22 protein-coding genes are annotated in these 23994 nt (G+C 73.5%); 13 read left to right on the plus strand and 9 right to left on the minus strand.

What is annotated here, in order from left to right:
* The first annotated feature begins 4 nt into the window (after window positions 1-4).
* Genes pxpB through CKO43_RS11120 form a run of 3 tightly spaced genes read left to right on the plus strand, consistent with a single transcriptional unit; the run spans window position 5 to window position 2483 of the window.
* The gene (pxpB, locus tag CKO43_RS11110) at window positions 5-724 is read left to right on the plus strand and encodes a 5-oxoprolinase subunit PxpB (protein WP_200378678.1); all 720 of its coding nucleotides are present in this window, start codon (window positions 5-7) and stop codon (window positions 722-724) included.
* On the plus strand, window positions 721-1725 hold the full coding sequence (locus CKO43_RS11115) for a 5-oxoprolinase subunit C family protein (protein ID WP_200378679.1): 1005 nt from the start codon (window positions 721-723) through the stop codon (window positions 1723-1725). The genes pxpB and CKO43_RS11115 overlap by 4 nt, the downstream gene beginning before the upstream one ends.
* On the plus strand, window positions 1722-2483 hold the full coding sequence (locus tag CKO43_RS11120) for a LamB/YcsF family protein (protein WP_200378680.1): 762 nt from the start codon (window positions 1722-1724) through the stop codon (window positions 2481-2483). The genes CKO43_RS11115 and CKO43_RS11120 overlap by 4 nt, the downstream gene beginning before the upstream one ends.
* Window positions 2484-2490: 7 nt before the next feature.
* Here CKO43_RS11120 and CKO43_RS11125 read toward each other — a convergent pair whose 3' ends face one another.
* The 5 genes from CKO43_RS11125 to CKO43_RS11145 all read right to left on the minus strand — a co-directional run bounded on the left by CKO43_RS11125 (window position 2491) and on the right by CKO43_RS11145 (window position 9217).
* The gene (locus tag CKO43_RS11125) at window positions 2491-4266 is read right to left on the minus strand and encodes a GspE/PulE family protein (protein WP_200231715.1); all 1776 of its coding nucleotides are present in this window, start codon (window positions 4264-4266) and stop codon (window positions 2491-2493) included.
* A 9-nt stretch (window positions 4267-4275) separates the two neighbouring features.
* Window positions 4276-5046 (minus strand): class I SAM-dependent methyltransferase, encoded by a 771-nt coding sequence (locus CKO43_RS11130; RefSeq protein WP_200378681.1) that lies wholly within the window; start codon window positions 5044-5046, stop codon window positions 4276-4278.
* 12 nt (window positions 5047-5058) lie between these two features.
* The gene (locus tag CKO43_RS11135; protein ID WP_207184983.1) at window positions 5059-7821 is read right to left on the minus strand and encodes a DUF3857 domain-containing protein; all 2763 of its coding nucleotides are present in this window, start codon (window positions 7819-7821) and stop codon (window positions 5059-5061) included.
* A 71-nt stretch (window positions 7822-7892) separates the two neighbouring features.
* Window positions 7893-8390 carry a DNA-deoxyinosine glycosylase gene (locus CKO43_RS11140; RefSeq protein ID WP_200378683.1) on the minus strand — a complete coding sequence of 166 codons (498 nt, stop codon included), beginning with the start codon at window positions 8388-8390 and terminating at the stop codon, window positions 7893-7895.
* On the minus strand, window positions 8387-9217 hold the full coding sequence (locus CKO43_RS11145; protein WP_200378684.1) for a TatD family hydrolase: 831 nt from the start codon (window positions 9215-9217) through the stop codon (window positions 8387-8389). Before CKO43_RS11145 ends, CKO43_RS11140 begins: the two co-directional genes overlap by 4 nt.
* A gap of 87 nt (window positions 9218-9304) precedes the next feature.
* Here CKO43_RS11145 and CKO43_RS11150 point away from each other — a divergent pair, with 87 nt between their 5' ends.
* Genes CKO43_RS11150 through CKO43_RS11165 form a run of 4 tightly spaced genes read left to right on the plus strand, consistent with a single transcriptional unit; the run spans window position 9305 to window position 13235 of the window.
* On the plus strand, window positions 9305-10228 hold the full coding sequence (locus CKO43_RS11150) for a S1C family serine protease (protein ID WP_200378685.1): 924 nt from the start codon (window positions 9305-9307) through the stop codon (window positions 10226-10228).
* A 31-nt stretch (window positions 10229-10259) separates the two neighbouring features.
* The gene (locus CKO43_RS11155) at window positions 10260-11261 is read left to right on the plus strand and encodes an AAA family ATPase (RefSeq protein ID WP_242478142.1); all 1002 of its coding nucleotides are present in this window, start codon (window positions 10260-10262) and stop codon (window positions 11259-11261) included.
* Entirely contained in the window at window positions 11254-12207 is a 954-nt protein-coding gene (locus CKO43_RS11160) for a DUF58 domain-containing protein (RefSeq protein ID WP_200231720.1), read from the plus strand. Before CKO43_RS11155 ends, CKO43_RS11160 begins: the two co-directional genes overlap by 8 nt.
* The gene (locus CKO43_RS11165; protein WP_200231721.1) at window positions 12204-13235 is read left to right on the plus strand and encodes a VWA domain-containing protein; all 1032 of its coding nucleotides are present in this window, start codon (window positions 12204-12206) and stop codon (window positions 13233-13235) included. The genes CKO43_RS11160 and CKO43_RS11165 overlap by 4 nt, the downstream gene beginning before the upstream one ends.
* On the opposite strand, the gene CKO43_RS11170 is transcribed toward CKO43_RS11165, so the two are convergent.
* From CKO43_RS11170 to CKO43_RS11185, 4 genes are all read right to left on the minus strand, one after another.
* Window positions 13236-14015, minus strand: coding sequence for a lysozyme (locus CKO43_RS11170; RefSeq protein ID WP_200231722.1), 780 nt, complete (start codon window positions 14013-14015; stop codon window positions 13236-13238).
* Between the two features lie 74 nt (window positions 14016-14089).
* Complete coding sequence (locus tag CKO43_RS11175; RefSeq protein WP_200378686.1) at window positions 14090-15190, minus strand: PQQ-dependent sugar dehydrogenase; 1101 nt, start codon at window positions 15188-15190, stop codon at window positions 14090-14092.
* A gap of 54 nt (window positions 15191-15244) precedes the next feature.
* On the minus strand, window positions 15245-16954 hold the full coding sequence (gene recJ, locus CKO43_RS11180; protein ID WP_200231724.1) for a single-stranded-DNA-specific exonuclease RecJ: 1710 nt from the start codon (window positions 16952-16954) through the stop codon (window positions 15245-15247).
* Entirely contained in the window at window positions 16951-17892 is a 942-nt protein-coding gene (locus tag CKO43_RS11185) for a hypothetical protein (protein WP_200231725.1), read from the minus strand. The genes recJ and CKO43_RS11185 overlap by 4 nt, the downstream gene beginning before the upstream one ends.
* A 52-nt stretch (window positions 17893-17944) precedes the next feature.
* Here CKO43_RS11185 and CKO43_RS11190 point away from each other — a divergent pair, with 52 nt between their 5' ends.
* The 6 genes from CKO43_RS11190 (at window position 17945) to CKO43_RS11215 (ending at window position 23843) form a co-directional block, all read left to right on the plus strand.
* Window positions 17945-19201 carry a lipoprotein-releasing ABC transporter permease subunit gene (locus CKO43_RS11190; protein WP_200378687.1) on the plus strand — a complete coding sequence of 419 codons (1257 nt, stop codon included), beginning with the start codon at window positions 17945-17947 and terminating at the stop codon, window positions 19199-19201.
* Window positions 19194-19868, plus strand: coding sequence for an ABC transporter ATP-binding protein (locus CKO43_RS11195; protein WP_200378688.1), 675 nt, complete (start codon window positions 19194-19196; stop codon window positions 19866-19868). Before CKO43_RS11190 ends, CKO43_RS11195 begins: the two co-directional genes overlap by 8 nt.
* A gap of 31 nt (window positions 19869-19899) precedes the next feature.
* A complete protein-coding gene (locus CKO43_RS11200) occupies window positions 19900-20757 on the plus strand; it encodes a 3',5'-nucleoside bisphosphate phosphatase (protein ID WP_200231728.1) in 858 nt (285 codons plus the stop codon).
* A complete protein-coding gene (locus CKO43_RS11205; protein ID WP_200231729.1) occupies window positions 20754-21698 on the plus strand; it encodes a DMT family transporter in 945 nt (314 codons plus the stop codon). The genes CKO43_RS11200 and CKO43_RS11205 overlap by 4 nt, the downstream gene beginning before the upstream one ends.
* A gap of 76 nt (window positions 21699-21774) precedes the next feature.
* Window positions 21775-23064: a sensor histidine kinase gene (locus CKO43_RS11210; RefSeq protein WP_200378689.1), complete on the plus strand. Its 1290-nt coding sequence runs from the start codon at window positions 21775-21777 to the stop codon at window positions 23062-23064.
* A 14-nt stretch (window positions 23065-23078) separates the two neighbouring features.
* The gene (locus CKO43_RS11215; protein ID WP_200231731.1) at window positions 23079-23843 is read left to right on the plus strand and encodes a LytR/AlgR family response regulator transcription factor; all 765 of its coding nucleotides are present in this window, start codon (window positions 23079-23081) and stop codon (window positions 23841-23843) included.
* Window positions 23844-23994 lie beyond the last annotated feature (151 nt).

The raw sequence follows: 23994 nt of genomic DNA on the forward strand, positions 1-23994 counted from the left end.
CGGCGTGACAGACCTGCGGATCGAACCCCTGGGCGACAGCGCGCTGATCCTGCGCCTGGGCCACGAGGTCGGCGCCGAGACCACGCGGCGCGTGCGCGCCGCCGCACGCCAGCTCGAACGCGACGCGCCCGCCGGCGTGCACGAGGTGGTGCCGGCTTACACCAGCGTCACCGTGCACTACCGGCCCGAGCGCGTGCCGGGCGAAGCGGGCGACCTGCGGCCACCGTACGAACGCCTGCGCGAGCGGCTGCAGCAGAGCCTGGCACGGCTGCGCCTGCCGCGCGCCGGCGCCGCTCGCGAGGTCGTGGTGCCGGTCTGGTACGGCGGCGCAGCCGGCCCCGACCTGGAAGCGGTCGCGGCCGCCTGCGGCCTGGACGCCGCCGAGGTCGTGCGCCGCCACCTGGCGTCGGCGCACGAGGTCTGCATGCTCGGCTTCGCACCCGGTTTTCCGTTCATCACCGGGCTGGACCCGGCGCTGCGCATGCCGCGGCGCGCGACGCCGCGCACGCGCATCGCGCCGGGCTCGGTGGCGATCGCCCGCGAGCAGACCTGCATCTACCCGCTCGAAACCCCCGGCGGCTGGCAGCTGCTGGGGCGCACGCCGCTGCGCCTGTTCGACCCGCAGGCGGCCGCGCCCAGCCTGCTGCGCCCGGGCGACCGCATCCGCTTCGAGGCCATAGACGAGGCGCGTTTCCACGATCTGCAGGCGGCGCAGCGGCGATGAACATCGAGGTCGTCGAACCCGGCCTGCAGACCCTGCTGCAGGACGAAGGCCGCTGGGGCTGGCAGCGCGAAGGCGTGCCGGTGGGCGGCGCGATGGACGGCTGGTCGCACCGCCTGGCCAACCTGCTCGTCGGCAATGCCGCCGACGAAGCGACGCTGGAGATCCTGCTCAAAGGGCCGACGCTGCGCTTCGAGTGCCCGGTGCGCATCGCCATCACCGGCGCCGAACTCGGGCCCCAGGTCGACGGCCGGCCGGTGCCGACGATGCAGGCGCTGGACCTGCCCGCTGGCGCCGTGCTCGGCTTCGGCACGCGCGAAGCCGGGCTGCGCGCCTACCTGGCGGTGGCCGGCGGTTTCGACCTGGCACCGGTGCTGGGCAGCCGCAGCACCTACACCCGCGGCGGCTTCGGCGGCCTGGACGGGCGCGCGCTGCGTGCCGGCGACCGGCTGCCGCTGCGGCGCACGGCACCCGCGGCCGCACGCCGCGGAGCGCCGGCGCCGGACCTGCTGGCGCTGCTGCCCGACCCGGCCCCCGACGCCTGCGCCACGCTGGCGGTGCTGGCCGGTGAACACTGGAGCGCTTTCAGCCCCGAGGCGCAGCAGTCCTTTCTGTCGCAGGACTGGCGCATCGGCCCGCAGTCCGACCGCATGGGCTACCGGCTGCAGGGCCGGGCGCTGGCCCCGGCGCGCATGGACGAGATGCTGTCCGAAGGTGTCGCCTTCGGCACCGTGCAGCTGCCGCCCGACGGCCAGCCCATCGTGCTGATGGCTGACCGCCACGGCACCGGCGGCTACCCGAAGATCGCGCACGTCGCCGGCGTCGACCTGCCGATGCTGGCGCAGCTGGCACCGGGCCAGCGCGTGCGCTTCGAGCTGGTCACGCTGGATCTGGCGCAGGCGCTGATCGAAGACCGCGAACGCCGGCTGCAGCGGCTGCGGCTGGCGCTGCTGGGCGCGCACGACGGCGACCCGCGCGCCGCCACCGAGGAGACGAAACGATGAATACCCTGGACCTGAACTGCGACATGGGCGAAGGCTTCGGCGCCTGGACCCTGGGCGACGACCTGGCGCTGCTGGAGCACGTGACCTCGGCCAACATCGCCTGCGGCTTCCATGCCGGCGACCCGCAGACGATGCGCCGCGTCGCCGGCGCGGCGGTGGCGCGCGGCGTGCGGGTCGGCGCCCATCCGGGGCTGCCCGACCTGCAGGGTTTCGGCCGCCGCGTGATGCAGGTCTCGCCCGCCGACGCCTACGCGATGACGGTCTACCAGGTCGGCGCGCTGGCGGCCTTCGTGCATGCCGCCGGCAGCCGGCTGAACCACGTCAAGCCGCACGGCGCGCTCTACAACATGGCGGCACGAGACCGCGCGCTGGCCGATGCGCTGGCGCAGGCGGTGCACGACGTCGACCCGGGGCTGGTGTTCTACGGCCTGGCCGGCAGCGAGATGGTGGCCGCCGCCGCGGCCCGCGGGCTCCAGGTCGCCGAGGAGGTGTTCGCAGACCGCGCCTACGACGACGACGGTTCGCTCGCGCCACGCGGCACGCCGGGCGCGATGATCGAGGACGAGCAGGCCGCGCTGGCCCAGGTGCGGCGGATGCTGGACGGGCACGTGCAGGCGCGCAGCGGCCGCCTCGTCGCACTGCGCGCCGACACCTTGTGCCTGCACGGCGACCAGCCCGGTGCGCTCGCCTTCGCGCGCGGCCTGCGCCAGGCGCTGGCAGCCGACGGCGTGCAGTTCGAGGCGCCGACGCGCCGCTGAAGCCGGCCTACTGCAGCGACGGCGTGCTGCGCAGCACTTCCTCGATCGTCGTCACGCCCTCGGCGACCTTCATCGCCCCGGCCAATCGCAGCGGCCGCATGCCGTCCTGGATGCCCTGGCGGCGCAGCGCGTCGGCGTCCAGCGTCGGGTGCACATGCGTGCGCGCGGCTTCGCTCAGCACCAGCAACTCATAGAGCCCGGCGCGGCCGCGGTAGCCGGTGTGGCGGCACTCCAGGCAGCCCACCGGCTTGTAAGCGCGGATGCCGCCCGACAGCCGCCAGGGCTTGACCAGTGCCTCCAGCGTCTCGCGCGTGCTCGATTCGTCGGGCTGCTTGCAGGCCGGACACAGCGTGCGCGTCAGGCGCTGCGCGAGCACGCCGATGACGGTGGCCGAGATCAGGTAGGGCGGCACGCCCAGGTCGACCAGGCGCGTGATGGCGCTCGCGGCGTCGTTGGTGTGCAGCGTGCTGAAAACCAGGTGGCCGGTGAGCGCGGCCTGGATCGCCATCTCGGCCGTGGCCAGGTCGCGGATCTCGCCGACCATGATGATGTCCGGGTCCTGGCGCATCAGCGCGCGCAGCCCCTCGGCGAAGCCCATGTCGATGGACTGCTGCACCTGGGTCTGGTTGAACGAGGTCTCGATCATCTCGATCGGGTCCTCGATGGTGCAGACGTTGACTTCTTCGTTGGCCAGCGACTTCAGCGTCGCGTACAGCGTCGTCGTCTTGCCGCTGCCGGTGGGGCCGGTGACGAGGATGATGCCGTGCGCGCGCCCGGTCAGCGCCTGCCAGGCCTTGGCCTCGGCGGCACCGAAACCCAGGGCCTCGACGCCCTTGACCACGGTCTCGGGGTCGAAGATGCGCATCACCAGCTTTTCGCCGAAGGCCGTGGGCATGGTCGACAGCCGCATCTCGACCTCGCCGCCGCGGCCGGCGCTGTCGGGGCGCACGGTCTTGATGCGCCCGTCCAGCGGCCGGCGGCGCTCGACGACGTCCATGCGGCCGAGCAGCTTGATGCGCGCGACCATCGCGTTCATCACCGTCAGCGGCACCTGGTAGACGGTGTGCAGCACGCCGTCGATGCGAAAGCGGATCGCGCCCATGTCGCGCCGCGGCTCTAGGTGGATGTCGCTGGCGCGCTGGTCGAAGGCGTACTGCCAGAGCCAGTCGACGACCTGCACCACGCCCTGGTCGTTGGCGTCCAGCGTGCCCTTGGCGCGGCCGAGCTCGACCAGCTGCTCGAAGCTCGCCACCGCCGAGACCTCGCCGCTCTTCTGCGCCGCGCGCACCGACTTGGCCAAGGCGTAGAACTCGGTCGTGTAGCGGCGCACGTCCTCGGGGTTGGCGACCACCAGGCGCAGCGTGCGCCGGGTGTGGGCCTCGATCTCGCTCACCCAGTCGACGTCGAAGGGCTCGGCGGTGGCCACCGTGACCTCGGTCGGCGACACCGCCACGGGCAGCGCACGCCGGCTCTCGGCGTAGTGCACGCTCATCACGTCGGCGACGCGGCCGACGTCGACACGCAGCGGGTCGATGCGCAGATAAGGCAGCCCGGCGCGGCCGGCGAGCCAGCCGGTCAGCGCCTCGGTGTCCAGCGCCTCGCCGCGGCCGGCGCGCACCAGCCCCGCGCCGCCCAGTCGCACCAGCGCGTGCAGGCTGGAGGCGCCGGCGCCGAAACGCCGCGTGACACGTTCGGCGTCGCCCGCGGTGATCCAGCCGTCGTCACGCAGCCAGTCCAGCAGTTGCCGCCAGTCCAGCCGTCCGCGTGCCGTCTTCGATTTCATCGTGCCTCTTCAAGCGGGTTGGGGCCCGGCATAGGGCCGCAGCATGCGCAGCCACTTGCGCGCCGGCAGGCCGTAGGCGCCGAAGCGCTGCTCGATCGTAGCGGCGCGGTCGGCGAGCACGTTGCGCTCCGGCATCGCCACATGACGGCCGGCGACGACGACGGTGTTGCCCTCCTTCGTCGGCCGCAGGCTCCAGACCTGATCGGCGCCGAAGACCGCAGCGATGCGTGCGATGCTGCGCTCGAAACTCGAGTCGCGGCCGAAAAGATTCACGCTCATCAGGCCGCCGTCCTCCAGCACCGCGCGGCAGCCGGCGTAGAAGCCCTCGTCGTCGAGCACCGGCGCCGCGGCCTCGTGGTCGTAGAGGTCGACGTGCAGCAGCTGCACGCTCTGCGGCTCGGCACGTTCGGCCAGCCAGGCGCCGGCATCGGCGATCACGACGTCGGCCTCGGCCGGCAGGTGGAACCAGTGACGGCAGACTTCGACGACCTGCGGGTTGAGCTCGACCACCGTGGTCGGCATGCGCAGCGCCTTGTGCGTGAAGCGCGTGATCGCCGCCGCGCCCAGGCCCAGCTGCAGCGCCCGGCCGCGGCCGAGCGCGTCGGTGGGCAGCCACAGCAGGCTGGCGAGCATGCGCTGCACGTATTCGAGCTCGACGACCTGGGGCTTGCGGATGCGCATCGCGCCCTGCACCCAGATCGAGCCCAGATGCAGGAAGCGCACGCCGTCGGATTCGCTGATCGTCGCTTCGGGCAGTTCGGAAGTTTGGGAACGGGTCATCGGCCAGTCTTGTCAGTCGTTCAGGCGCTGCAGTTCGAGACGGGCCAGGCCGTACTCGACGAACTCGGTGACGCCGGTGTCGACGCTGCGGCGGAAGTGGCGGCGCGCGGCGGCGCGGTCGCCGTCGAGCAGTGCCTTCTGGCCGGCGAAGAACTGCAGCTCGCATTCGCGCCCCGGGTCGGCACTGCCGCCCTCGCGCGTGGCGGCGAGCGCGGCGTCGAAAGCAATGTCGCCGGCGAGCCAGCGCGCCACCGGGTGCGGCCAGGCCGGTCTGGCCGCCGTCGGCCAGGCCTGGCGCAGCGCGGCCACGCCGTCGCCGCCGGCGCGGCGTGTCGCCAGATACAGCCAGATGCCGGCATAACCGCCGTCGCGTTCGGCGCGGTTCCGCAGCACCGCCTGGAGCGCGTCGCGTGCGGCGGCGGCGTCACCGCTCAGGTAGTCGATGCGCGCCAGCGTCTGCCGCATCTCGCCGTCGTCCGGGGTCAGGCGCAAGGCCTCCTCGGCGTGCCGGCGGGCCTCGTCCTGGGCCCCGCGCAGCGACGCGTTGACGGCGGCCACGACATGGGTGGGACCGGCTGCGGGGTTCAGCTCGAACGCGGCGGCCAGGTCCTGGCGCGCATCGTCGAGCCGCCCCAGGTGGTCCAGTACCACCGCACGCGCGGTCAGCGTCTGCACCCGCAGCGCCGGCGTCAGGCGGTCGGAGTCGAGCACGAGTGCGAGCACCTGACGCTGCATCAGCGCGTCGCGCTGAACCTGTGTCACGGCGCGCACCCGGCCGGCACGCAAGTCGGTGTCGAGCGCGGCGAAACGCTGGCGCAGGGTGTCGAGCTGCGCCGGCGCGATCGGCGGCAGCTGCATCACGCCCGCCAGGCGCGGGAAGACACGCGTCAACTTCTCACGATAGGCCGGAAAGTCGGCGGCGGCGACGCGGTCCTGCAGCATCTCGAGTTCGGCCTCGACACGCTGCGAGCGCGGCGCGGTGTCGGCCCGCAGGTGCAGCCGGAAGGCCGGCGCCGATTCGTCGGCCGACGAAGAAGCCGAGCGCGGCAGCACGTCCTCGGCGTAGCGGAACTCCACCGTCTGGCGGTAGATGCCCGGGTAGGACAGGCGCAGGGCGCGGCTGCGGTCGGAGGTGTCGGGCAGGCGCAGCACCGACATCGGCAGCGGCAGGCCGTAGTCGGCGACGAACAGCCGCTGCTCGGCGAAGCGCCAGGGCGGCGCCAGCTTGTAGCGCTGCACCAGGCGCAGGGCGTTGCGCTGCGGCACGTCGCCGATTTCGAGCGCACCGTCGGGCACCAGCCCCGGGTACAGGCGCAGGTGGTCGGAGCGCAGGTCGCGCGCGAACTCCTCTGCGCCGCGCGCCGCGAGGTTGGCGCGCACGCCTTCGGCCAGGTCGCCGTGGTAGGTCTGCACCGCCTCGAAGACCGCGGGCTCGGACAGCCGGGTGAAGCTGATCGTGTCCTCGGCCTCGGCCTGCAGCACGCCCTCTTGGCCCGGCAGCGCCTCCAGCGCGGCGCCGGAGCGGGCCCGCAGGCCCCAGCCCAGCCCGCGCACCTGGCGCTCGTCGAGCGTGCCGGTCTGCATCGAACGCGTGGCGTCCACCCACAGCTTGCGGTCCCCCAGGTCCAGCACCGCGATCGCATGGTCGAAGGCGAGCGGGCTGGGCAGCATCTTATGGACGTCGCGGCGCAGCCCGTTGGACACCAGCACCGGCGTCGCCTGCACGCCGGCGGCCTCGGCCAGCGCGGCCAGCAGCGCCACCTTGTCCTTGCAGTCGCCATAACGCTGCGCCAGCACCTGCGCCGCCGGCGCCGGCTGGTGCGAGCTGGCACCGATCTCGGTGCCAAAGTAACGCACCTGGGTCTGGACGAAGTCGAGCAGCGCCAGCAGCTGGGCGTCGCGTTCGCCGCCGCGCAGCGCCGCCGCCTGCGCCGCGACCTCGGGCGTGGGCCGGGTCGCGCTTCGGAACAGGCCCTCGGCCCAGCGCGCGACGTCGGCCCAGTCGGCGAACTCGCTGAGCTGCAGCTGCTCGTCGATGTAGGCCTCGTAGGGTGCGTAGGCGTCGCCGACGAACTGCGGCACCCGGCGGCGGCGGAACTCGGTCGCCTGCAGGCCCCCGGCGCTGCCGGCGGCCTGCAGCTCGGCGGCACCGGCGCGGTGGTGGATCGTGCGCTGCGGCGGCGCCAGCAGCCGGTAGCGGTACAGCCCGGTCGGGCCGCGTGCCTGCTGGCTCCAGTCGAGCTCGACGAAGCGGCCGCCGAACACCGGGTTGTCGCCGGTGATCGTGTAGGCGATCTCGATGCGGTCACCGACACGCACGTCGTCCAGCACGATCGAGGCCGTGCTGCGGCCGTCGAGCCGGCGCTGCTCGAGCCCGGTCTCGCGCTGCAGCACGCGCACGCGGCGCAGATCCAGCTTGTCCAGCCGCGACTTGCCGCGCAGCAGATCCAGCCGGTGCAGCACCAGGCGCTCGTAACCCGGGTCGAACTCGATCTCGAACTGGGCCGCGCTCTCCAGCCCGGCAGCGTCACGCACCTGGCGCACCGTGCGGTGGTAGCGCTGGCTGGCCGTGCCGGCCGCGCCGAGGCGGGTCTGGCGGTCGACCAGCAGCACCTGCAGCGGCGCCGGCTGCAGCCCATCGTCCAGGCCGTCCAGGGCCAGCGGCTGCACCCAGCGCGGTTCGGCCGCACGTTCGACACCGGCCGGAGCGGCCGCGGCCGCGGCGGCGGTCAGCCAGGCTGCCGCCAGCAGCGCTCTTCTGATCCATTTAGCCAACACCCAGGCCTCCCTGCCCCCATGTATCGGATCGATCGATTGTCGCCGCCACCACGGCGCCGGGGCTGGTGTCAGAGCAGAGCGTGGGCGGCGAAGACCTCGCGCCAGGCGGCGAGCTTGCGCTCGAAGCTCCAGCTCGCGTTGGCCGGGCTGGTGGACGGCAGGCGCAGCGTCGCCAGACCCAGCGCCTGCAGCCGGCGCATCGCACGCGCCGACTCGCCGCCGTTGTGCGCCACCGCGTGCAGTTGTGGTGCCAGCCGCCGCAACGCGGCGAAGTCGTTGAGTTCGGCGTCTTCGATCGCCGTGTCCAGGCTGCCTTCGCGCCGGCAGGCGGCGTAGACGTCCCAGATGCCCAGGCCGCGGCGGCGCACCTCGTCCAGGCGCTCGGGGTATGGCAGCGCGCGCAGGTCCACGCCCCAGAGGGCGGACAGGATGGGCCAGAAGTGGTTGCGCGGGTGGGCGTAGTACTGGCCGGCGGCAAGCGAGGCCACGCTCGGGAAGCTGCCGAGCACGACCAGCCGGGTGCGCGCGTCGGCCACCGGCGCCAGACCGACGAGGCGCGTGTTCACCGGCCGTGCGCCGCGACCAGCGGCGCCAGCCGCGGCAGCGCCGCGATGGCGTTGGCGGTCGTCTGTGCCGCGGTGTGCTCCGGCGTCCAGCCACGCAGCGCCGCCAGCTCGAGCGCGATGCGCGGCAGTTCGGCCGGCTCGTTGCGGGTGGACGCGGCGCCAGCGGCACGTTCGGCGGCGCTGCGGTAGAGCCAGTGCGGCGGGATGTCGGGCGCGTCGGTCTCCAGCACCGGCACGTGTTCGGGCAGGGTCGTGGCCAGGCGCCGGATCTGCAGCGCACGCTCGAAGCTCATCGCGCCGCCGAAACCCAGGCGCAGCCCGAGCGCGACGAACTGCGCCGCCTGCGCGTCGCTGCCGTTGAAGGCGTGCGCAATGCCGCCGGGCGTCTCGATGCGCCGCAGCCCGTGCAGCAGCAGGTCGGCCGAGCGCCGCACGTGCAGCAGCACCGGCAGGCCGAAGTCGCGCGCCAGCGCCAGCTGCGCCAGGTAGAAGCGGCGCTGGCGCTCCAGGTCGAGGCCGGGCACGAACTGGTCGATGCCGATCTCGCCGACCGCCACCAGCCGCGGGTCGTCGCGCCGGCGGTCGAGTTCATCGTGCAGGCGCTCCAGGTCATCGTCGGCGGCGCGCCCGGTGTAGAGCGGATGGATGCCCAGTGCGTAGGCCAGCCGGTGCTGGTGGGCGAGTTCGCGCACCGCATCGAAGTTGCCAACTTCCACCGCCGGCAGCACCTGCAGGCCGACGCCGGCGGCCCGCGCCCGGGCGACGACGGCGTCGCGGTCGGCGTCGAATTCCGCAGCGTCGAGATGGCAATGCGTGTCCAGCCACATGGCGCGATGATGCCGTGATCCCGGGTGTGGCCGCCGGGCCGACGTGATACCGTCAGCGAAGGCTGCCGGGTGCAGGAGCCGAGGACGATGAAGAAGGCACCGCTTTACAGCCGTTCGCGCCGGCCCGCCGACGCCACCCAGCCGCCACCGGCCGAAGCCCCGCCGCCAGCGGCGCCCGGCGCGGCCGCAGCGCCGCCCCGCCGCAGGCAGCGCCTGCCGCAGGCCCCGCTGTGGGCCGCCGGCGGCGCCGTCATCGCCACCGCGCTGCTGCTGGCCCTGGGCCCGCTGCGCCCCGGGCACGCGCTGACCCAGGCCGACATCGACGCCGCGGTGCGCGCCTCGCTCGAGAAGGAACCCCTGCCCTCGGCCGCGGCCAAGGCCTACGCTGCGGTCGAGGCCTCGGTCGTGCGCGTCATCGGCCTGATGGACGAACACGACGACGGTCGCGCCGCCAGCGACGAGGCGCGCGCGATGCAGCGCAGTCTGGGCACCGGCGTCGTCGTCATCGACAACGGCACCATCCTCACCAACCTGCACGTGGTCTGGGGCGCGCACAAGGTGCGCGTGATCTTCGCCGACGGCACCGAGTCGAATGCGCGCCTGGTCGGCGTCCAGGCCGAGAACGACCTGGCGGTGCTGCGTGCCGACCACATCCCCGACGACCTGGCCGCGGCGACGATGCGCAGCACCGGCGACCTGCGGCCCGGCGACCACGTCATCGCCGTCGGCCACCCCTTCGGCATCGGGCCGTCGGTGAGCTACGGCGTCGTATCCGGGCTGAACCGCGAGTTCCGTTCGGAAGCAGGCAAACGCACGCTGACCAACCTGATCCAGTTCGACGCCGCCGCCAACCCCGGCAACTCCGGCGGCCCGCTGGTGACGATGGACGGCCAGGTCGTCGGCATCGTCACCGCCATCCTCAACCCGTCGGAAGAACGCACCTTCGTCGGCATCGGCTTTGCCGTGCCGATCGAAAATGCCGCCGCCGCGGCCGGCATGCCGCCGTTCTGATGCGCCGCCACCGGAGAGACACTTGTCGTCGATGACCGAAAACACCCCCGCGCTGATGGAGCGCCTGCTGTACGAAGTCAAACGTGTCGTCGTCGGCCAGGACCGTTTCCTCGAGCGTGTGCTGGTCGCGCTGCTGGCCCAGGGCCACCTGCTGGTCGAAGGCGTGCCCGGGCTGGCCAAGACGCTGACCGTGAAGACGCTGGCGCGCGCCGTACGCGGCAGCTTCAAGCGCATCCAGTTCACGCCCGACCTCGTGCCCTCGGACCTGATCGGCACGCGCATCTACAACCAGAAGACCGGCGAGTTCTCGACCGCGCTCGGCCCGGTGTTCGCCAACCTGGTGCTGGCCGACGAGATCAACCGCGCCCCGGCCAAGGTGCAGAGCGCGCTGCTGGAGGTGATGCAGGAGCGCCAGGTGACGATCGCCGGCGAGACCCACCGCGTGCCCGACCCCTTCGTCGTGATGGCGACGCAGAACCCGATCGAGACCGAAGGCACCTACCCGCTGCCCGAGGCCCAGGTCGACCGCTTCATGATGAAGGTGCTGGTCGACTACCCGAGCGAGGAAGAAGAGTTCGTCATCGCCCAGCGTGTCACGGGCCCGGCGGTCGAGATCGACGCGGTGGCCGACACCTTCGCGCTGGCGGCGCTGCAGCGCGAGTGCCGCGAGGTCTACGTCGACCCCTCGCTGATCCAGTACGCGGTCAAGCTGGTGGCGGCGACACGCACGCCGGCACGCTACGAACTGCCCGACCTCGCCCGGCTGCTGACCTACGGCGCCAGCCCGCGCGCGACCATCGGCATGATCGAAGGCGCACGCGCGCTGGCGCTGCTGGCCGGCCGGCGTTACGCGCTGCCCGAGGACGTCGCCGGCATGGTGGCCGACGTCATGCGCCACCGCCTGGTGCTGAGCTACGAGGCGCTGGCCGAAGGTGTCAGCGCCGACGCCATCGTGCAGCGTGTGATGAAGCGCATCGCGCCGCCCGACAAGCCGCTGGCGGCCGGGCGTTTCGACGGGAGCGCCGGTGCCTGAGTCGCCCGAGCACCTGCTGCGCCGTCTCGAGTGGACGGTGCTGCGGCGGCTGGACGGCCTGCTGCAGGGCGACTACCGCACGCTGCTGCGCGGCGGCGGCGTCGACCTCGCCGACCTGCGCGAATACCAGCTCTTCGACGACGTGCGCCACATCGACTGGAACGTCACCGCACGCCTGCAGCAGCCCTATGTGCGCCAGTTCGTCGAGGACCGCGACCTGACGGCCTGGTTCCTGCTGGACCTGTCGCCGAGCGTGGACTTCGGCTCGGGCGAACGCAGCAAGCGCGAGGTCTCGCAGGCCTTCGCCGGGGCGCTGGCGCGCATCGTCACGCGCCACGGCAACCGCGTCGGCGCCCTCTTCTACGGCCGCCGCGTCGACCACGTGCTGCAGCCCTCGGCGACGCGGCTGCAGGTGCTGGAACTGCTGCGCCGCATGCAGCCGCCGGCGCAGCCGCCCGTGGCCGCGACACCGACGGCGCTGGCCGAACTGCTGGACGCCGCGGCCGGCATCATCCGGCGGCGCTCGCTGGTCTTCGTCGTCTCCGACTTCATCTCGACGCCGGGCTGGGCGCCTTCGCTGGCGCGCCTGGCGCGGCGCCACGAGCTGATCGCGGTGCGTGTGCTCGACCCGGCGGAGATGGCGCTGCCCGACGTCGGCCTGGTCACGGTCGAAGACGCCGAGACCGGCGAGCAGCTGCTGGTCGACGCCGCCGACCCGGCCTTCCGCGCGCGCTATGCCGCGATCGCCGAAGCCGAGGAGAACAGCTTGCGCGCCGCGCTCGCCGAGTCGGGCGCCGACGTGCTCGAACTCGCCACCGACGAGGACCTGCTGGACGCGCTGCTGCGTTTTGCCGACCTGCGGCGCCAGCGCGCGCGCCTGAAGGCCTCGCCGCGGCTGCCGGCACACCTGCGCGAACGCGCCGAGCCGCTGGGGGCCGCGGCATGAGCTTCATCTGGCCGCAGATGCTGGCGGCGCTGGTGCTGCTGCCGCTGCTGGTGCTGCTCTACCTGTGGCTGCTGCGCCGGCGGCGGCGTGCGACCGTGCGCCTGGCCAGCATCGCGATCGCACGCCAGGCGCTGGGCCGCGGCCCGGGCTGGCGCCGCCACCTGCCGCCGGCGCTGATGCTGCTGGCGCTGGCCGCGCTGCTGCTGGCGCTGGCACGGCCGACGGCGACGCTGACGCTGCCGCTGGCCGAACGCACCATCATCCTGGCGATGGACGTCTCCGGCAGCATGCGCGCCGAGGACGTCAAGCCCAACCGCCTGGTCGCGGCGCAGGAGGCGGCGCGTGCCTTCGTCGCCTCGCTGCCGCGCGAGGTGCGCGTCGGCGTGGTCTCGTTCGCCGGCACCGCGGCCGTGGTGCAGGCGCCGACCACCAGCCGCGACGACGTCTTCGCTGCGATCGAACGTTTCCAGCTGCAGCGCGGCACCGCCATCGGCAGCGGCATCGTGCTGTCGCTGGCGACGCTGTTCCCGCAGGCCGGCATCGACATCCAGCAGGTGACCGGACAGCGCCCGATGCCGCGCATGCTGGGCGATCCCGACAAACCCAAGGACTTCAGCCCGGTGGCCCCCGGCTCCTACGGCTCGGCGGCGATGATCCTGCTGACCGACGGCCAGCGCACCACCGGCCCCGACCCGATAGACGCAGCGAAGATGGCCGCCGACCGCGGCATCCGCGTCTACACGGTCGGCGTCGGCACCACCCAGGGCGAGATCATCGGCTTCGAAGGCTGGTCGATGCGGGTGCGGCTGGACGAGGACACGCTGCGCCAGATCGCGCAGATGACGCTGGGCGAGTATTTCTACGCCGGCACCGCCGAAGACCTGAAGAAGGTCTACGAGCGCCTGAGCGCACGCATGGTGGTCGAGCGCAAGGAGACCGAGGTCACGGCGCTGTTCGCCGGGCTGGGCGCGCTGCTGGCGCTGGTGGCGTCGGCGCTGTCGCTGTGGTGGTTCGGGCGCGTGGCCTGATCAGGCCGGCGTCGTCTGCTTTCGTTTGCCGGCGCGGGTGCGCCGCGGCGTGGCCGGCAGCTGCAGGCCCAGCGGGTCGCTCGTCGGCAGCACCGCGGCGCGCGCCTTGGCGGCGGTCTTGCGCGGCGGGCGCTTCGCCACCTCCTGCTCGCGTTCGACGCGGCGCAGGATCGAGCGCCCCTCGTCGGGCCGTGGCGGCGCCAGCACGACCGCGCCGCGAGCCGCGCGCAGGCCGGCGGCGGCGCGCCAGTCCTGGCCGAGGAAGAGCGCACGTTCGGCCCGGCGCCGGCGCGTCAGCCCCGGCAGCGGCTGCAGCACGCCGTCGACGCGGGCCTTGTCCCAGACCAGGAACTGATCGGCCGCAGCGGCGGCGTCGCCGGCGTTGAGCTTCTTCAGCAGCGTGGACTTCTGCAGCGCACCAGCTCCGAGGTTGAAGCAGAAGCTGACCAGGGCGCCGAAAGCGCCGTCGTCCAGCGCCACCGTCGCCAGCGCCTGCACGTCGCGGCAGGCATCGAGCAGGTCAGCGCGCAGCAGGGTCTCGGCCTGCGCCTTCGTGATGCCGCCGGGATAGAGCGCACGCGCCTGCGCCGCCGCCGCCGGCCCGCGCAGCCAGCGCCCGGCGCTGTCGGCGATCGCATGGCCCCAGCCTATGGTCCAGATGCCGACCGGGTCGAGGTAGGGGTCGATGTTGACGGTGCGCGGGTCGCCGTCAGGGATGCCCTCGAAGCTCTTGACCAGTTCCAGCCCTTCGTCGGGCATGTCGCGCAGTGCAGCGGGCATGGGTGACCTCCATCGGTTGCGCGGCCGATTGTTCGCCGCCGCCGCGGCGACGCAATCCCGCACAGCCGCTGCCCTCAGCGCTCGAGCCGCCAGAGCCGCCCGTCTGCACCGTCGGTGAGCGCGTAGAGCCAGCCGTCAGGCCCCTGGCGCAGGTCGCGGATGCGCGCCCCGAGTTCGTGGCGCTCTTCGGCGACGACACGGCGCCCGTCCAGCGTCAGCCGCACCAGGGCCTCGCCGCGCAGCGCGCCCAGCACCAGGCTGCCCTGCCAGCCGGGGTAACGCTCGGAGCCGACGAAGGCCAGCCCGCTGGGCGCGATCGACGGCACCCAGACCTTCAGCGGCTGCTCGAAGCCGGCGCGCGGGCCTTCGTCGCCGATGCGCGTGCCGCTGCCGTAGTTGCGGCCGTAGGTGAGCAGCGGCCAGCCGTAGTTGCGCCCACGTTCGACGACGTTGACCTCGTCGCCGCCTTGCGGCCCGTGTTCGACGGCCCAGAGTTCGCCGGTCTGCGGATGCAGCGCCGCGCCCTGCACGTTGCGGTGGCCCAGGCTCCAGACCTCGGCCGCCATGCCGGCGGCACGCGGGTTGTCCGCCGGCGCCCGGCCGTCGCGGTCGACGCGCACGAACTTGCCGAGGTGGTTGCCCGGCAGCTGGGCGTCGTCGCGACGCGAGAAGCGGTCGCCCAGGCCCACGGCCAGCGTGCCGTCGCGCAGGAAGACGATGCGCGAGCCGCAGTGCGCCGAGCTCGACACCTTGGGCTGCTGGCGGAAGATCGTGCGCACCTCGCTCAGTTTGTCGCCGTCCAGGCGCCCGCGCGCCAGCGCCGTGCTGTTGCCGCCGTCGCCGGGCTCGGCGAAGGTCCAGAAGACCAGGCCGTTGCGCTTGAAGTCGGGGTCGACGGCGACGTCGAGCAGCCCGCACTGGCCGCGCACGTCGACCGCCGGCAGCCCGGCCAGCGGCGCCGACAGCGTGCCGTCGGCGCGCAGCAGGCGCAGCCGGCCGACCTTTTCCGTGATCAGCGCGCGGCCGTCGGGCAGGAAGGCGATGGCCCAGGGATGGTCCAGGCCGCTGGCGACGACGACCGGGCGCAGGGTCTCGGCCGCAGGCGCAGGGTTGGCGGCCAGCCCGGCGGCGAGCGCGACGACGAGCGGCAGCAGGCGCCGAGATCGGGTGTTCATCGGCGCATGCTGCCGCGCACGGCCGTGCCGCACGCGCGCTGGGGCCATACGCCCTCAGGCGGCGGCTTCGACCACCATCTGCACGCGCGCCTGCCCGTTCCACTCGTCCAACGACAGGCGGTAGGCCAGGCGCACGCGTTCGGCCACCGGCTCGGCGTGGCCGAACCAGATCGCCTCGCGCACGCTGGCGCCGTGGCGCAGGCGCAGCTTCAGGTGTTTCTCGCCGACCAGGCGCTGCTGCAGCACCTGCATCTCGTCGCAGAACACCGGCGCCTCGAAACCCTGGCCCCAGACCTGGGCGTCGAGCAGGCCGACGGTGGCGGCGTCGAACCACTGCGGGTCCAGCGGCCCGTCGACGGCGATGCGGCGCTCCAGCGTCGCCGCGTCCAGCCACTCGCCGGCCACCTGGCGCAGCGCCTGGGCGAAGGTCTCGAAACCGGCCGGCGCCAGCGTGCAGCCGGCCGCCATCGCGTGGCCGCCGAAACGCAGCAGCAGCCCCGGGTGGCGCTTGGCGACGAGGTCGAGCGCGTCGCGCAGGTGAAAACCGGGGATCGAGCGCCCCGAACCCTTCAGCGCGCCGTCGGCGCCGCAGGCAAAGGCGAAGGTCGGGCGGTGCAGCCTGTCCTTCAGCCGCCCGGCGACGATGCCGACCACGCCTTCGTGGAAGCTGGGGTCGAAGAGCGCGACTGCCGGCGGCGTGCTGTCGGCGCCGTAACGTTCGACCGCCGCTTCGGCAAGCTCGCGCATGCCGGCTTCGACGTCGCGGCGTTCGCGGTTGATCGCGTCGAGCTGGGCGGCGAGCTCGGCGGCGCGGCCGGCGTCGTCGGTCAGCAGGCATTCGATGCCCAGCGTCATGTCGGCCAGCCGGCCGGCGGCGTTGATGCGTGGCCCGAGTGCGAAGCCGAAGTCGAAGCCGCAGGCACGTTCGGGCTGGCGCCGCGCGGCCGCGAACAGCGCCGCGACACCCGGCTGCATGCGCCCGGCGCGCACCCGGCGCAGGCCCTGGGCGACGAGGCGGCGGTTGTTGGCGTCAAGCCTGACGACGTCGGCCACGGTGCCCAGTGCCACCAGGTCCAGCAGCGCGTCCAGCCGCGGCTGGCTGGCGGCGTCGAAACGCCCGCGCGCGCGCAGCTCGGCACGGGCCGCCAGCAGCACGTAGAAGACGACGCCCACGCCCGCCAGCGCCTTGCTCTCGAAGCCGCAGGCCGGCTGGTTGGGGTTGACGATGACGTCGGCCGCCGGCAGCACGACGGCGCCGGCCTGCAGCGCCGGCAGGTGGTGGTCTGTGACCAGCACCGACATGCCCAGCGCCCGTGCATGCGCCACGCCCTCCAGGCTGGCGATGCCGTTGTCGACGGTGAGCAGCAGGTCCGGGCGCTTTTCGCGGGCCAGCTCGACGATCGCCGGCGTCAGCCCGTAGCCGTGCACCGCGCGGTCGGGCACGACGTAGGCCAGGTTCTCGCGTGCCGCACCCAGCATCGCCAGGCCGCGCAAGGCGACGGCGCAGGCGGTGGCGCCGTCGCAGTCGTAGTCGGCGACGACGCAGATGCGGCCGCCTGCGGCGATCAGGTCGGCCAGCAGCCGGCCGGCTTCGGCGGCGCCGTGCAGCGCCGCCGGCGGCAGCAGCCGCGCCAGGCCGTCGTCGAGCTCGTCGGCGGCGCGCACGCCGCGTGCCGCCAGCAGCCGTGCCAGCAGCGGGTGCACGCCGGCCTGTTCGAGCGCGAAGGCCGCGCGCGGCGGCACGTCGCGGGTGTGCAGGATCACAGCGTCTCCAGCAGGGCTTGCGGCGCCGGGCGCGCCAGGCGCGCACGCAGCGCCTGCCAGGCGCCGCCGGCTTCGCAGGAGACGCCGGCACGTTCACCGCACAGCGTCAGCCGCACCGTCTGGCCGCGCACCCGCGCCGCCAGCAGCTCGGCCACCGGGCCGGCGTCCAGCGCCGCCCATTCGCGGCTCCAGGCCTCCCAGTCCTCGTTCAGCGCCGGCGTGCGCAGGCGTTCGTCGACTTGCGGCATGCGGCCGCGCACGGCCTGCGCCGGGCCGCAGCCGCTGAGCCAGAAGGTGTTGACGCTCGCCAGCCCGCGCGCCTCGCGTTCGTCGTTCAGCGGGTGCGTGTACAGCAGCATCTGGACCTCGTTCTGCAGCCGGCGCACCAGGCGCACCGCTGGCTGCTCGGTCAGCCAGGCGTCGACGTGGCGGCCGATGACGCGGTCGGGCGAAGCGGTGCGCAGCTCGGCCAGGCTCTCGTGCGCCAGGTACCAGCGCAGCGGCGCGCCCCAGCGCAGCACGAAACCTTCGCTGGTGAAGAGCGGCGCCACCGCTTCGAAGAAGGCGTGCGAGCCGGCGGCGTCGAGCTCGAGCTGCAGCGGGTCGAGGAAGCTGACCTGCTCGGTGCCCAGCTGCCAGTGCGCCGGCGTCAGCTCGCCCCAGGCGAGGTCGCCCAGGATCTCGGCCGAGACGCCGTCGCCGGCGGCATGCCAGGCGGCCCAGGGCAGCTGCCCGTCGCCGCCGGCGAAGCCGAGTTCACGCGCCAGGGCGCGCTCGTGCGGCGGGCTGAAGCTGGTCTCGTCGCCGTCGTCACGCACCCGCACCGGCAGGCGCGCGAGCAGTTCGCGCAGACGCGGCAGTTCGAGGCGGCTGAGGGCGGCGCGGCCGGCGTCCGACAGCGGCGCCGCGAAAGGAACGATCAGGTGCACGGCGCGCATTATCCGGCCCCGCGCCGGGACGCCCGGCGCGGCGGGTTAGCATCGCCCACCCATGAACCTGCCCTACGAGTGGCACGTCGGCTGGCGCTACACGCGCGCCGGACGTGCAGGCCGACGCAACGGCTTCATCTCGTTCATCTCCGCGATCTCGGTGCTCGGCATCGCGCTCGGCGTGGCGGCCCTGATCATCGTGCTCAGCGTGATGAACGGCTTCCAGAAGGAGGTGCGCGACCGCATGCTGAGCGTGATCTCGGCCGTCGAGATCCACGACGCCGGCGGCGCCGCCCTGCCCGACTGGCAGGCCACCGCCCAGGCTGCACGCGCCAACCCGCAGGTGGTCGGCGCCGCACCTTTCGTCGCCGCCCAGACCCTGGTCGGCCGCGGCGACGTGCTGCGCGGCGCGGTCGTGCGCGGCATAGACCCGGCCGCCGAGGCCGGGGTCACCGATCTCGCCCGGCGCCTGCGCGACCAGGAACTCGCGGCGCTGCAGCCCGGCCAGTGGCACGCGGTGATCGGCGTCGAGCTCGCCCGGCTGCTGGGCGTGCGCGTCGGCGACTCGATCACGATCGCCGCACCCGGCGGCCAGTTCACGCCCGCCGGGGTCGTGCCGCGGCTCAAGCAGTTCACCGTCACCGGCACCTTCGAGGCCGGGCACTACGAGTACGACAGCGGCCTGGTGCTGATCGCGCTGGACGACGCCGCGCGCCTGTTCCAGACCGGCGGCCCGACCGGCGTGCAGCTGAAGCTGGCCGACGTGCACCAGGCACGCGGCGTAGGCGACGAGCTGGCGCAGGCGCTGGGCCCGGCGGTCGTGGTGCGCGACTGGACCCAGACCAACCGCAACTGGTTCGACGCGGTGCAGATCGAGAAGCGGCTGATGGCGATCATCCTGACGCTGATCGTCGCGGTCGCCGCGTTCAACCTGGTGTCGACGCTGGTGATGACGGTGACCGACAAACGCGCCGACATCGCCATCCTGCGCACGCTGGGCGCGAGCCCGCGGTCGATCATGGGCATCTTCATCGTCCAGGGCGCGACCGCCGGCGTCATCGGCACCGCCAGCGGCGTTGCGCTCGGGCTGCTGGTGGCCTTCAACATCGACGTGCTGGTGCCGGCGCTGGAGCGCGTGCTGGGCGTGGCCTTCCTGCCCAGCAGCGTCTACGTCATCAGCCGCATGCCCAGCGAGCCGATGATGTCCGACGTGCTGCCGATCGCCGTCGTCTCGCTGCTGCTGGCCTTCGTCGCGACGCTGTACCCGAGCTGGCGCGCCAGCCGCGTGAACCCGGCCGAGGCCCTGCGTTATGAATGAGACCGACGCCGACCGCGTGCTCGACGCCGTCGAGCTGCACAAACGTTTCCACGAAGGCGAGCTCGACGTCAGCGTGCTGCGCGGCGTCAGCCTGCAGGTGCGCCGCGGCCAGACGCTGGCCGTCGTCGGCGCCTCCGGCTCGGGCAAGAGCACGCTGCTGCACCTGCTGGGCGGGCTGGACGCGCCGACCTCGGGCCGGGTGACGCTGATGGGCCGCGACTTCGCGTCTATGGACGCGGCCGAACAGGGCCGCTGGCGCAACCGCCACCTCGGCTTCGTCTACCAGTTCCACCACCTGCTGCCCGAGTTCAGCGCGCTGGACAACGTGGCGATGCCGCTGCGCATCCGCCGCGAGCCGCTGGAAGCCGCGCGCGACGCGGCGCAGCGGGTGCTGGCCGCCGTCGGCCTGGCCGGCCGGGTCGCGCACCATCCGGCGCAGCTCTCCGGCGGCGAGCGCCAGCGGGTGGCGATCGCACGCGCGCTCGTCACGCGCCCGGCCTGCGTGCTCGCCGACGAACCCACCGGCAACCTCGACCGCGGCACCGCGACCGCGGTCTTCGACCTGATGCTGGGTCTGGCGCGCGAGCAGGGCACGGCCTTCGTCGTCGTCACCCACGACGAGGCGCTGGCGGCACGCTGCGCGCAGACGATGACCCTGAACCGGTGAATCCGCGGGCCGCTTCCTACAATCGGCCGCAGTGCACCTGCTGAACGCCGACCTCCATTCCCATTCCAACGTCTCCGACGGCACGCTGAGCCCGCAAGCGCTCGCCCAGCGTGCCCACGCCCAGGGCGTGGAGCTGTGGGCGCTGACCGATCACGACGAACTCGGCGGCCTGGCCGCGGCACGCGAGACGGCGCTGGACCTGGGCATGGGCTTTCTCACCGGCTGCGAGATCTCGGTCAGCTTCGCCGGCGAGACGGTGCACGTCGTCGGCCTGGGCTTCGACGCCGGCAACGCGGCGCTGGCCGCGGGCCTGGCGGGCATCCGCAGCGGCCGGCGCGAACGCGCCCGGCGCATGGGCGAGGCGCTGGCCGCGGCCGGCATCCCCGGCGCCTTCGAAGGGGCCTTGCGCCACGTCGGCAACCCCGACCTGGTCTCGCGCACCCATTTCGCGCGCTGGCTGGTCGAAGCCGGCCACTTCGCCGAGACGCACGAGGTCTTCCGCCACTATCTGGCCAGCGGCAAACCCGGTCACGTGCCGCACGACTGGGCGAGGCTGGGCGACGCGGTGCGCTGGATCACCGAGGCCGGCGGCGTCGCCGTCATCGCCCATCCGGCGCGCTACCGCTTCTCGCCCAGCGCCGAATACGCGCTGTTCAGCGAGTTCGTCGCCCACGGCGGCCGCGGCGTCGAGGTCGTCACCGGCAGCCACACCGCGGCCGAACAGCTGCAGTACGCCGACACCGCACTCGAGTTCGGCCTGCTCGCCTCGCGTGGCAGCGACTTCCATTCGCCCGCTGAAAGCCGCGTCGACCTCGGCACCCTGCCCGACCTGCCCGGCCGGCTGACGCCGGTGTGGGGCGCGCTGGCCGCGCGCGTGCAGCGCGCATGACGGCGCCAGGCGCAGGCCGCCGGCAGCGGCCGGGGCTGGGCATTGCGCTCGTCGTCGTCATGGCGGCGTGTTTCGCGACCATGGACAACACCGTGCGCTGGCTCGGCGCGGCGGCGCTGCCGGTGCTGCTGCTGCTGACGCTGCGCTACGCCTTCCAGGCGCTGGCGATGACGGTCTGGCTGGCGGTCGACCCGAAACACGGCTTTCGCAGCGCGCACCCGCGCTTCCAGGCGCTGCGCGGCGCGCTGCTGCTGGCCACCAGCGGCTTCAGCTTCTACGGCGTGCAGGCGATGCCGGTGCCCGAGTTCACCGCGATCAACATGCTGACGCCGGTGCTGGTGACGCTGCTGGCGGGCTGGTTCCTGGGCGAGCGTGTCTCGCGGCTGCGCTGGCTGCTGGTCATCGGCGCCTTCGTCGGGGCGCTGATCGTCATCCGCCCGGGCAGCGGCGTCTTCGGCTGGGCGGTGCTGTTCCCGCTCGCCGGCGCCGTCTGCTACGCCTCGTTCCAGGTGCTGACCAGCCGCATGGCCGCGCTGGAGAACCCGTTCACGACGCACTTCTGGACCGGCTTCACCGGCACCGCGATCCTGCTGCCGCTGCTGGCCGCGGCGCCGCTGGACGTGGCCGGCGCGCTCGGCGCGGCGACGCCCGCGCAGTGGGCGCTGATCGCCTTCGTCGGCCTGCTCGGCACCGCCGGCCACCTGCTGCTGATCCTGGCGATGGGCATGGCGCCGACGGCGACGCTGATGCCCTTCGTCTACACACAGATCGGCGCCGCGGCGCTGGTCGGCTGGCTGGTCTTTCGGCACCTGCCCGACGGCTGGGCCTGGGTCGGCATGGCGGTGATCGCCGCCTGCGGCGCCGCCAGCGCCTGGCTGAACCTGCGCGGCGCGGCGCCGAAGCCGGCGTCGGCGGTGGGCGCCGACACGATCGCCGATTGACGGCCTTCGTCGCCCGCGGCGCCGCTTTCGTCGCGCGTGCCGCGGCGCCCTGCGGGCAGGCGCTACGCTCGCGCCCATGACGCTTCCCGTGACCGCGCTCGACCAGCCGCTGCCGGCCGAACTCACCGGCCGCGAGCACGGCTGGTTCACACGCTACCGCCGCTGGCCGGTGTTCAGCACGCCCTGGGCGCGCGGCCGGCTCTGGCGCATGGCGCTGATTCTGGGCTGCGTCTTCGGCGTGCTGGTGCTGACGGTGCTGACCAACGGCAGCCCGGCCGACCGCCCCTGGCCCGGCGTCGCCGAACTCGTGATCACGCTCATCGGCCCGGCGCTGGCCGGCCCGGCGCTGGGCGTCTGGGTACGCCGGCGCCGCTGGGACGAGCGCCGCGAATGGTGGGCGCTGCTCGGCGCCATCGTCGCCGTCGTCGGCGCGACCCAGGCCTTCCACGCCTGGGGCTCCGAGCCCTTGAAGCAGTTCGTCGCCGAGCGCACCGGCAACGTCGACGAAAACGGCAAGCGCCGCCGCATCGTGATGATGATCGGCATGACGATCCGCTCGCCCGACGATGGGCCCGCCAAGCCCCGAGCGGCGCGCGACGACAGCGACCCCGACGACCCGGCCGGCGAGATCTCCAACTTCGTCGTGCGCTCCGGCGTCGCCTTCCTGCTGGCCGGCGGGCTGGCGCTGCGTGGCTTGCGCCGCGAACGCGAGGGCCTGGCCGCGCTGGCGCGCGAACGCGCGCTGGCCGAAGCGCAGGCGCAGCGGCGCGAGGCCGAGCTGCGGCTGTCGGTGCTGGCGGCACAGGTCGAGCCGCACTTCCTGTTCAACACCCTGGCCGGCGTGCGCAGCGCGATCGCCACCGACCCGGTCCGTGCTGCGGAGATGATCGACCGCCTCGTCGAGTACCTGCGCGCGGCGATCCCGCGGCTGCGCAGCGACGGCTCGGCCCAGGCCACGGTGGGCGGCCAGTTCGAGATCGTGCGCGCCTACCTCGGGCTGATGGCCGCACGCATGCCGCGGCTGGCCTGGTCGGTGCAGGCCGACGAGTCGCTGCTGAGGCGGCCCTGCCCGCCGCTGATGCTGATCTCGCTGGCCGAGAACGCGGTCAAACACGGCGTCGAGCCCAAGATCGGGCCGGTGCGTGTCGACGTGCGCGCCGAACGCAGCGAAGACGGCCGGCTGGCGCTGATCGTCGAGGACGACGGCGCCGGCTTCGGTGCCTCCACCGCCGGCACCGGGCTGGGGCTGGCCAACATCCGAGAACGCCTGGCACAGCTGCACGGCGAGCGCGCCGCGCTGACGCTGAAGGCGCGCGCCGGCGGCGGCGTCTCGGCGACGATCACCGTGCCGCTGGAAGACGCCTGAACCGGGAGCCCCGCATGACCGAGACCACCGCCCTGCTCGCCGACGACGAGGACCTGCCGCGCGCCGAGCTGCGCCGCATGCTCGCCGCCGCCTGGCCCGAACTGCGCATCGTCGCCGAGTGCGAACACGGCCCCGCCGCGGTCGAGGCGATCGAGAAGTTCCAGCCCGACATCGCCTTCCTCGACATCCGCATGCCGGGCCTGAGCGGCCTGGACGTGGCGCGCGCGGCCAGCGGCCGCTGCCACGCGGTCTTCACCACCGCCTACGACAGCTATGCGATCGAAGCCTTCGACGCCGGCGCCGTCGACTACCTGCTCAAGCCCATCGTCGCCGAGCGCCTGGCGCAGACGGTGGCGCGGCTGCGCGAGCGCCTGGCGGCACGTGCCGCGGCGCCCGAACTCGACGCCTTGCTGCAGCGCCTGGGCACGCAGTTCGCGCAGCGCGACGCGGCGACGCGGCTGCGCTGGATCAGCGCCAGCGTCGGCGACACGATCAAGATGTTCGGCATCGACGAGGTGCTGTTCTTCCAGAGCGACGAGAAGTACACCCGCGTCGTCACGGCGGCCGACGAGGCCCACGTGCGCAAGCCGCTCAAGGAGATCGCCGAAGGCCTGGACGGCGAGCTCTTCTGGCAGGTGCACCGGGGCTGCATCGTGCGCGCCAGCGCCATCGCGCGCGCCCACCGCGACGACCTGGGCCGCATCACGCTGCAGCTGCGTGGCCACGGCGAGCGCCTGGCGGTGAGCCAGGCCTACGCCTGGCGTTTCAAGCCGATGTGACAGCCGTCGCACCTGCGCCCTGCACGTAGCCGGCGTCACCCCAAAACGGGGTGGCGACGCGTCATACTCGGGCGTCGAGCGATCAGAGTCATCTTGCGACCCATGCTGCGCCCCGCATCGCCGAACGACGGCCCGATCGCGGCCCCCCACC

This window comes from Rubrivivax gelatinosus (assembly GCF_016583785.1).
Classification (GTDB): Bacteria; Pseudomonadota; Gammaproteobacteria; order Burkholderiales; family Burkholderiaceae_C; genus Rubrivivax; species Rubrivivax gelatinosus_B.

What these genes read in the sequence shown, in the direction of transcription:
- CKO43_RS11125 (WP_200231715.1), bottom strand. Translation starts at nt 4,266, where the DNA reads ATGAAATCGAAGACGGCACGCGGACGGCTGGACTGGCGGCAACTGCTG.
- CKO43_RS11150 (WP_200378685.1), top strand. Translation starts at nt 9,305, where the DNA reads ATGAAGAAGGCACCGCTTTACAGCCGTTCGCGCCGGCCCGCCGACGCC.
- CKO43_RS11145 (WP_200378684.1), bottom strand. Translation starts at nt 9,217, where the DNA reads ATGTGGCTGGACACGCATTGCCATCTCGACGCTGCGGAATTCGACGCC.
- CKO43_RS11190 (WP_200378687.1), top strand. Translation starts at nt 17,945, where the DNA reads ATGAACCTGCCCTACGAGTGGCACGTCGGCTGGCGCTACACGCGCGCC.
- CKO43_RS11165 (WP_200231721.1), top strand. Translation starts at nt 12,204, where the DNA reads ATGAGCTTCATCTGGCCGCAGATGCTGGCGGCGCTGGTGCTGCTGCCG.
- CKO43_RS11175 (WP_200378686.1), bottom strand. Translation starts at nt 15,190, where the DNA reads ATGAACACCCGATCTCGGCGCCTGCTGCCGCTCGTCGTCGCGCTCGCC.
- CKO43_RS11210 (WP_200378689.1), top strand. Translation starts at nt 21,775, where the DNA reads ATGACGCTTCCCGTGACCGCGCTCGACCAGCCGCTGCCGGCCGAACTC.
- CKO43_RS11155 (WP_242478142.1), top strand. Translation starts at nt 10,260, where the DNA reads ATGACCGAAAACACCCCCGCGCTGATGGAGCGCCTGCTGTACGAAGTC.
- CKO43_RS11205 (WP_200231729.1), top strand. Translation starts at nt 20,754, where the DNA reads ATGACGGCGCCAGGCGCAGGCCGCCGGCAGCGGCCGGGGCTGGGCATT.
- CKO43_RS11195 (WP_200378688.1), top strand. Translation starts at nt 19,194, where the DNA reads ATGAATGAGACCGACGCCGACCGCGTGCTCGACGCCGTCGAGCTGCAC.
- CKO43_RS11120 (WP_200378680.1), top strand. Translation starts at nt 1,722, where the DNA reads ATGAATACCCTGGACCTGAACTGCGACATGGGCGAAGGCTTCGGCGCC.
- CKO43_RS11170 (WP_200231722.1), bottom strand. Translation starts at nt 14,015, where the DNA reads ATGCCCGCTGCACTGCGCGACATGCCCGACGAAGGGCTGGAACTGGTC.
- CKO43_RS11185 (WP_200231725.1), bottom strand. Translation starts at nt 17,892, where the DNA reads ATGCGCGCCGTGCACCTGATCGTTCCTTTCGCGGCGCCGCTGTCGGAC.
- CKO43_RS11115 (WP_200378679.1), top strand. Translation starts at nt 721, where the DNA reads ATGAACATCGAGGTCGTCGAACCCGGCCTGCAGACCCTGCTGCAGGAC.
- CKO43_RS11130 (WP_200378681.1), bottom strand. Translation starts at nt 5,046, where the DNA reads ATGACCCGTTCCCAAACTTCCGAACTGCCCGAAGCGACGATCAGCGAA.
- CKO43_RS11215 (WP_200231731.1), top strand. Translation starts at nt 23,079, where the DNA reads ATGACCGAGACCACCGCCCTGCTCGCCGACGACGAGGACCTGCCGCGC.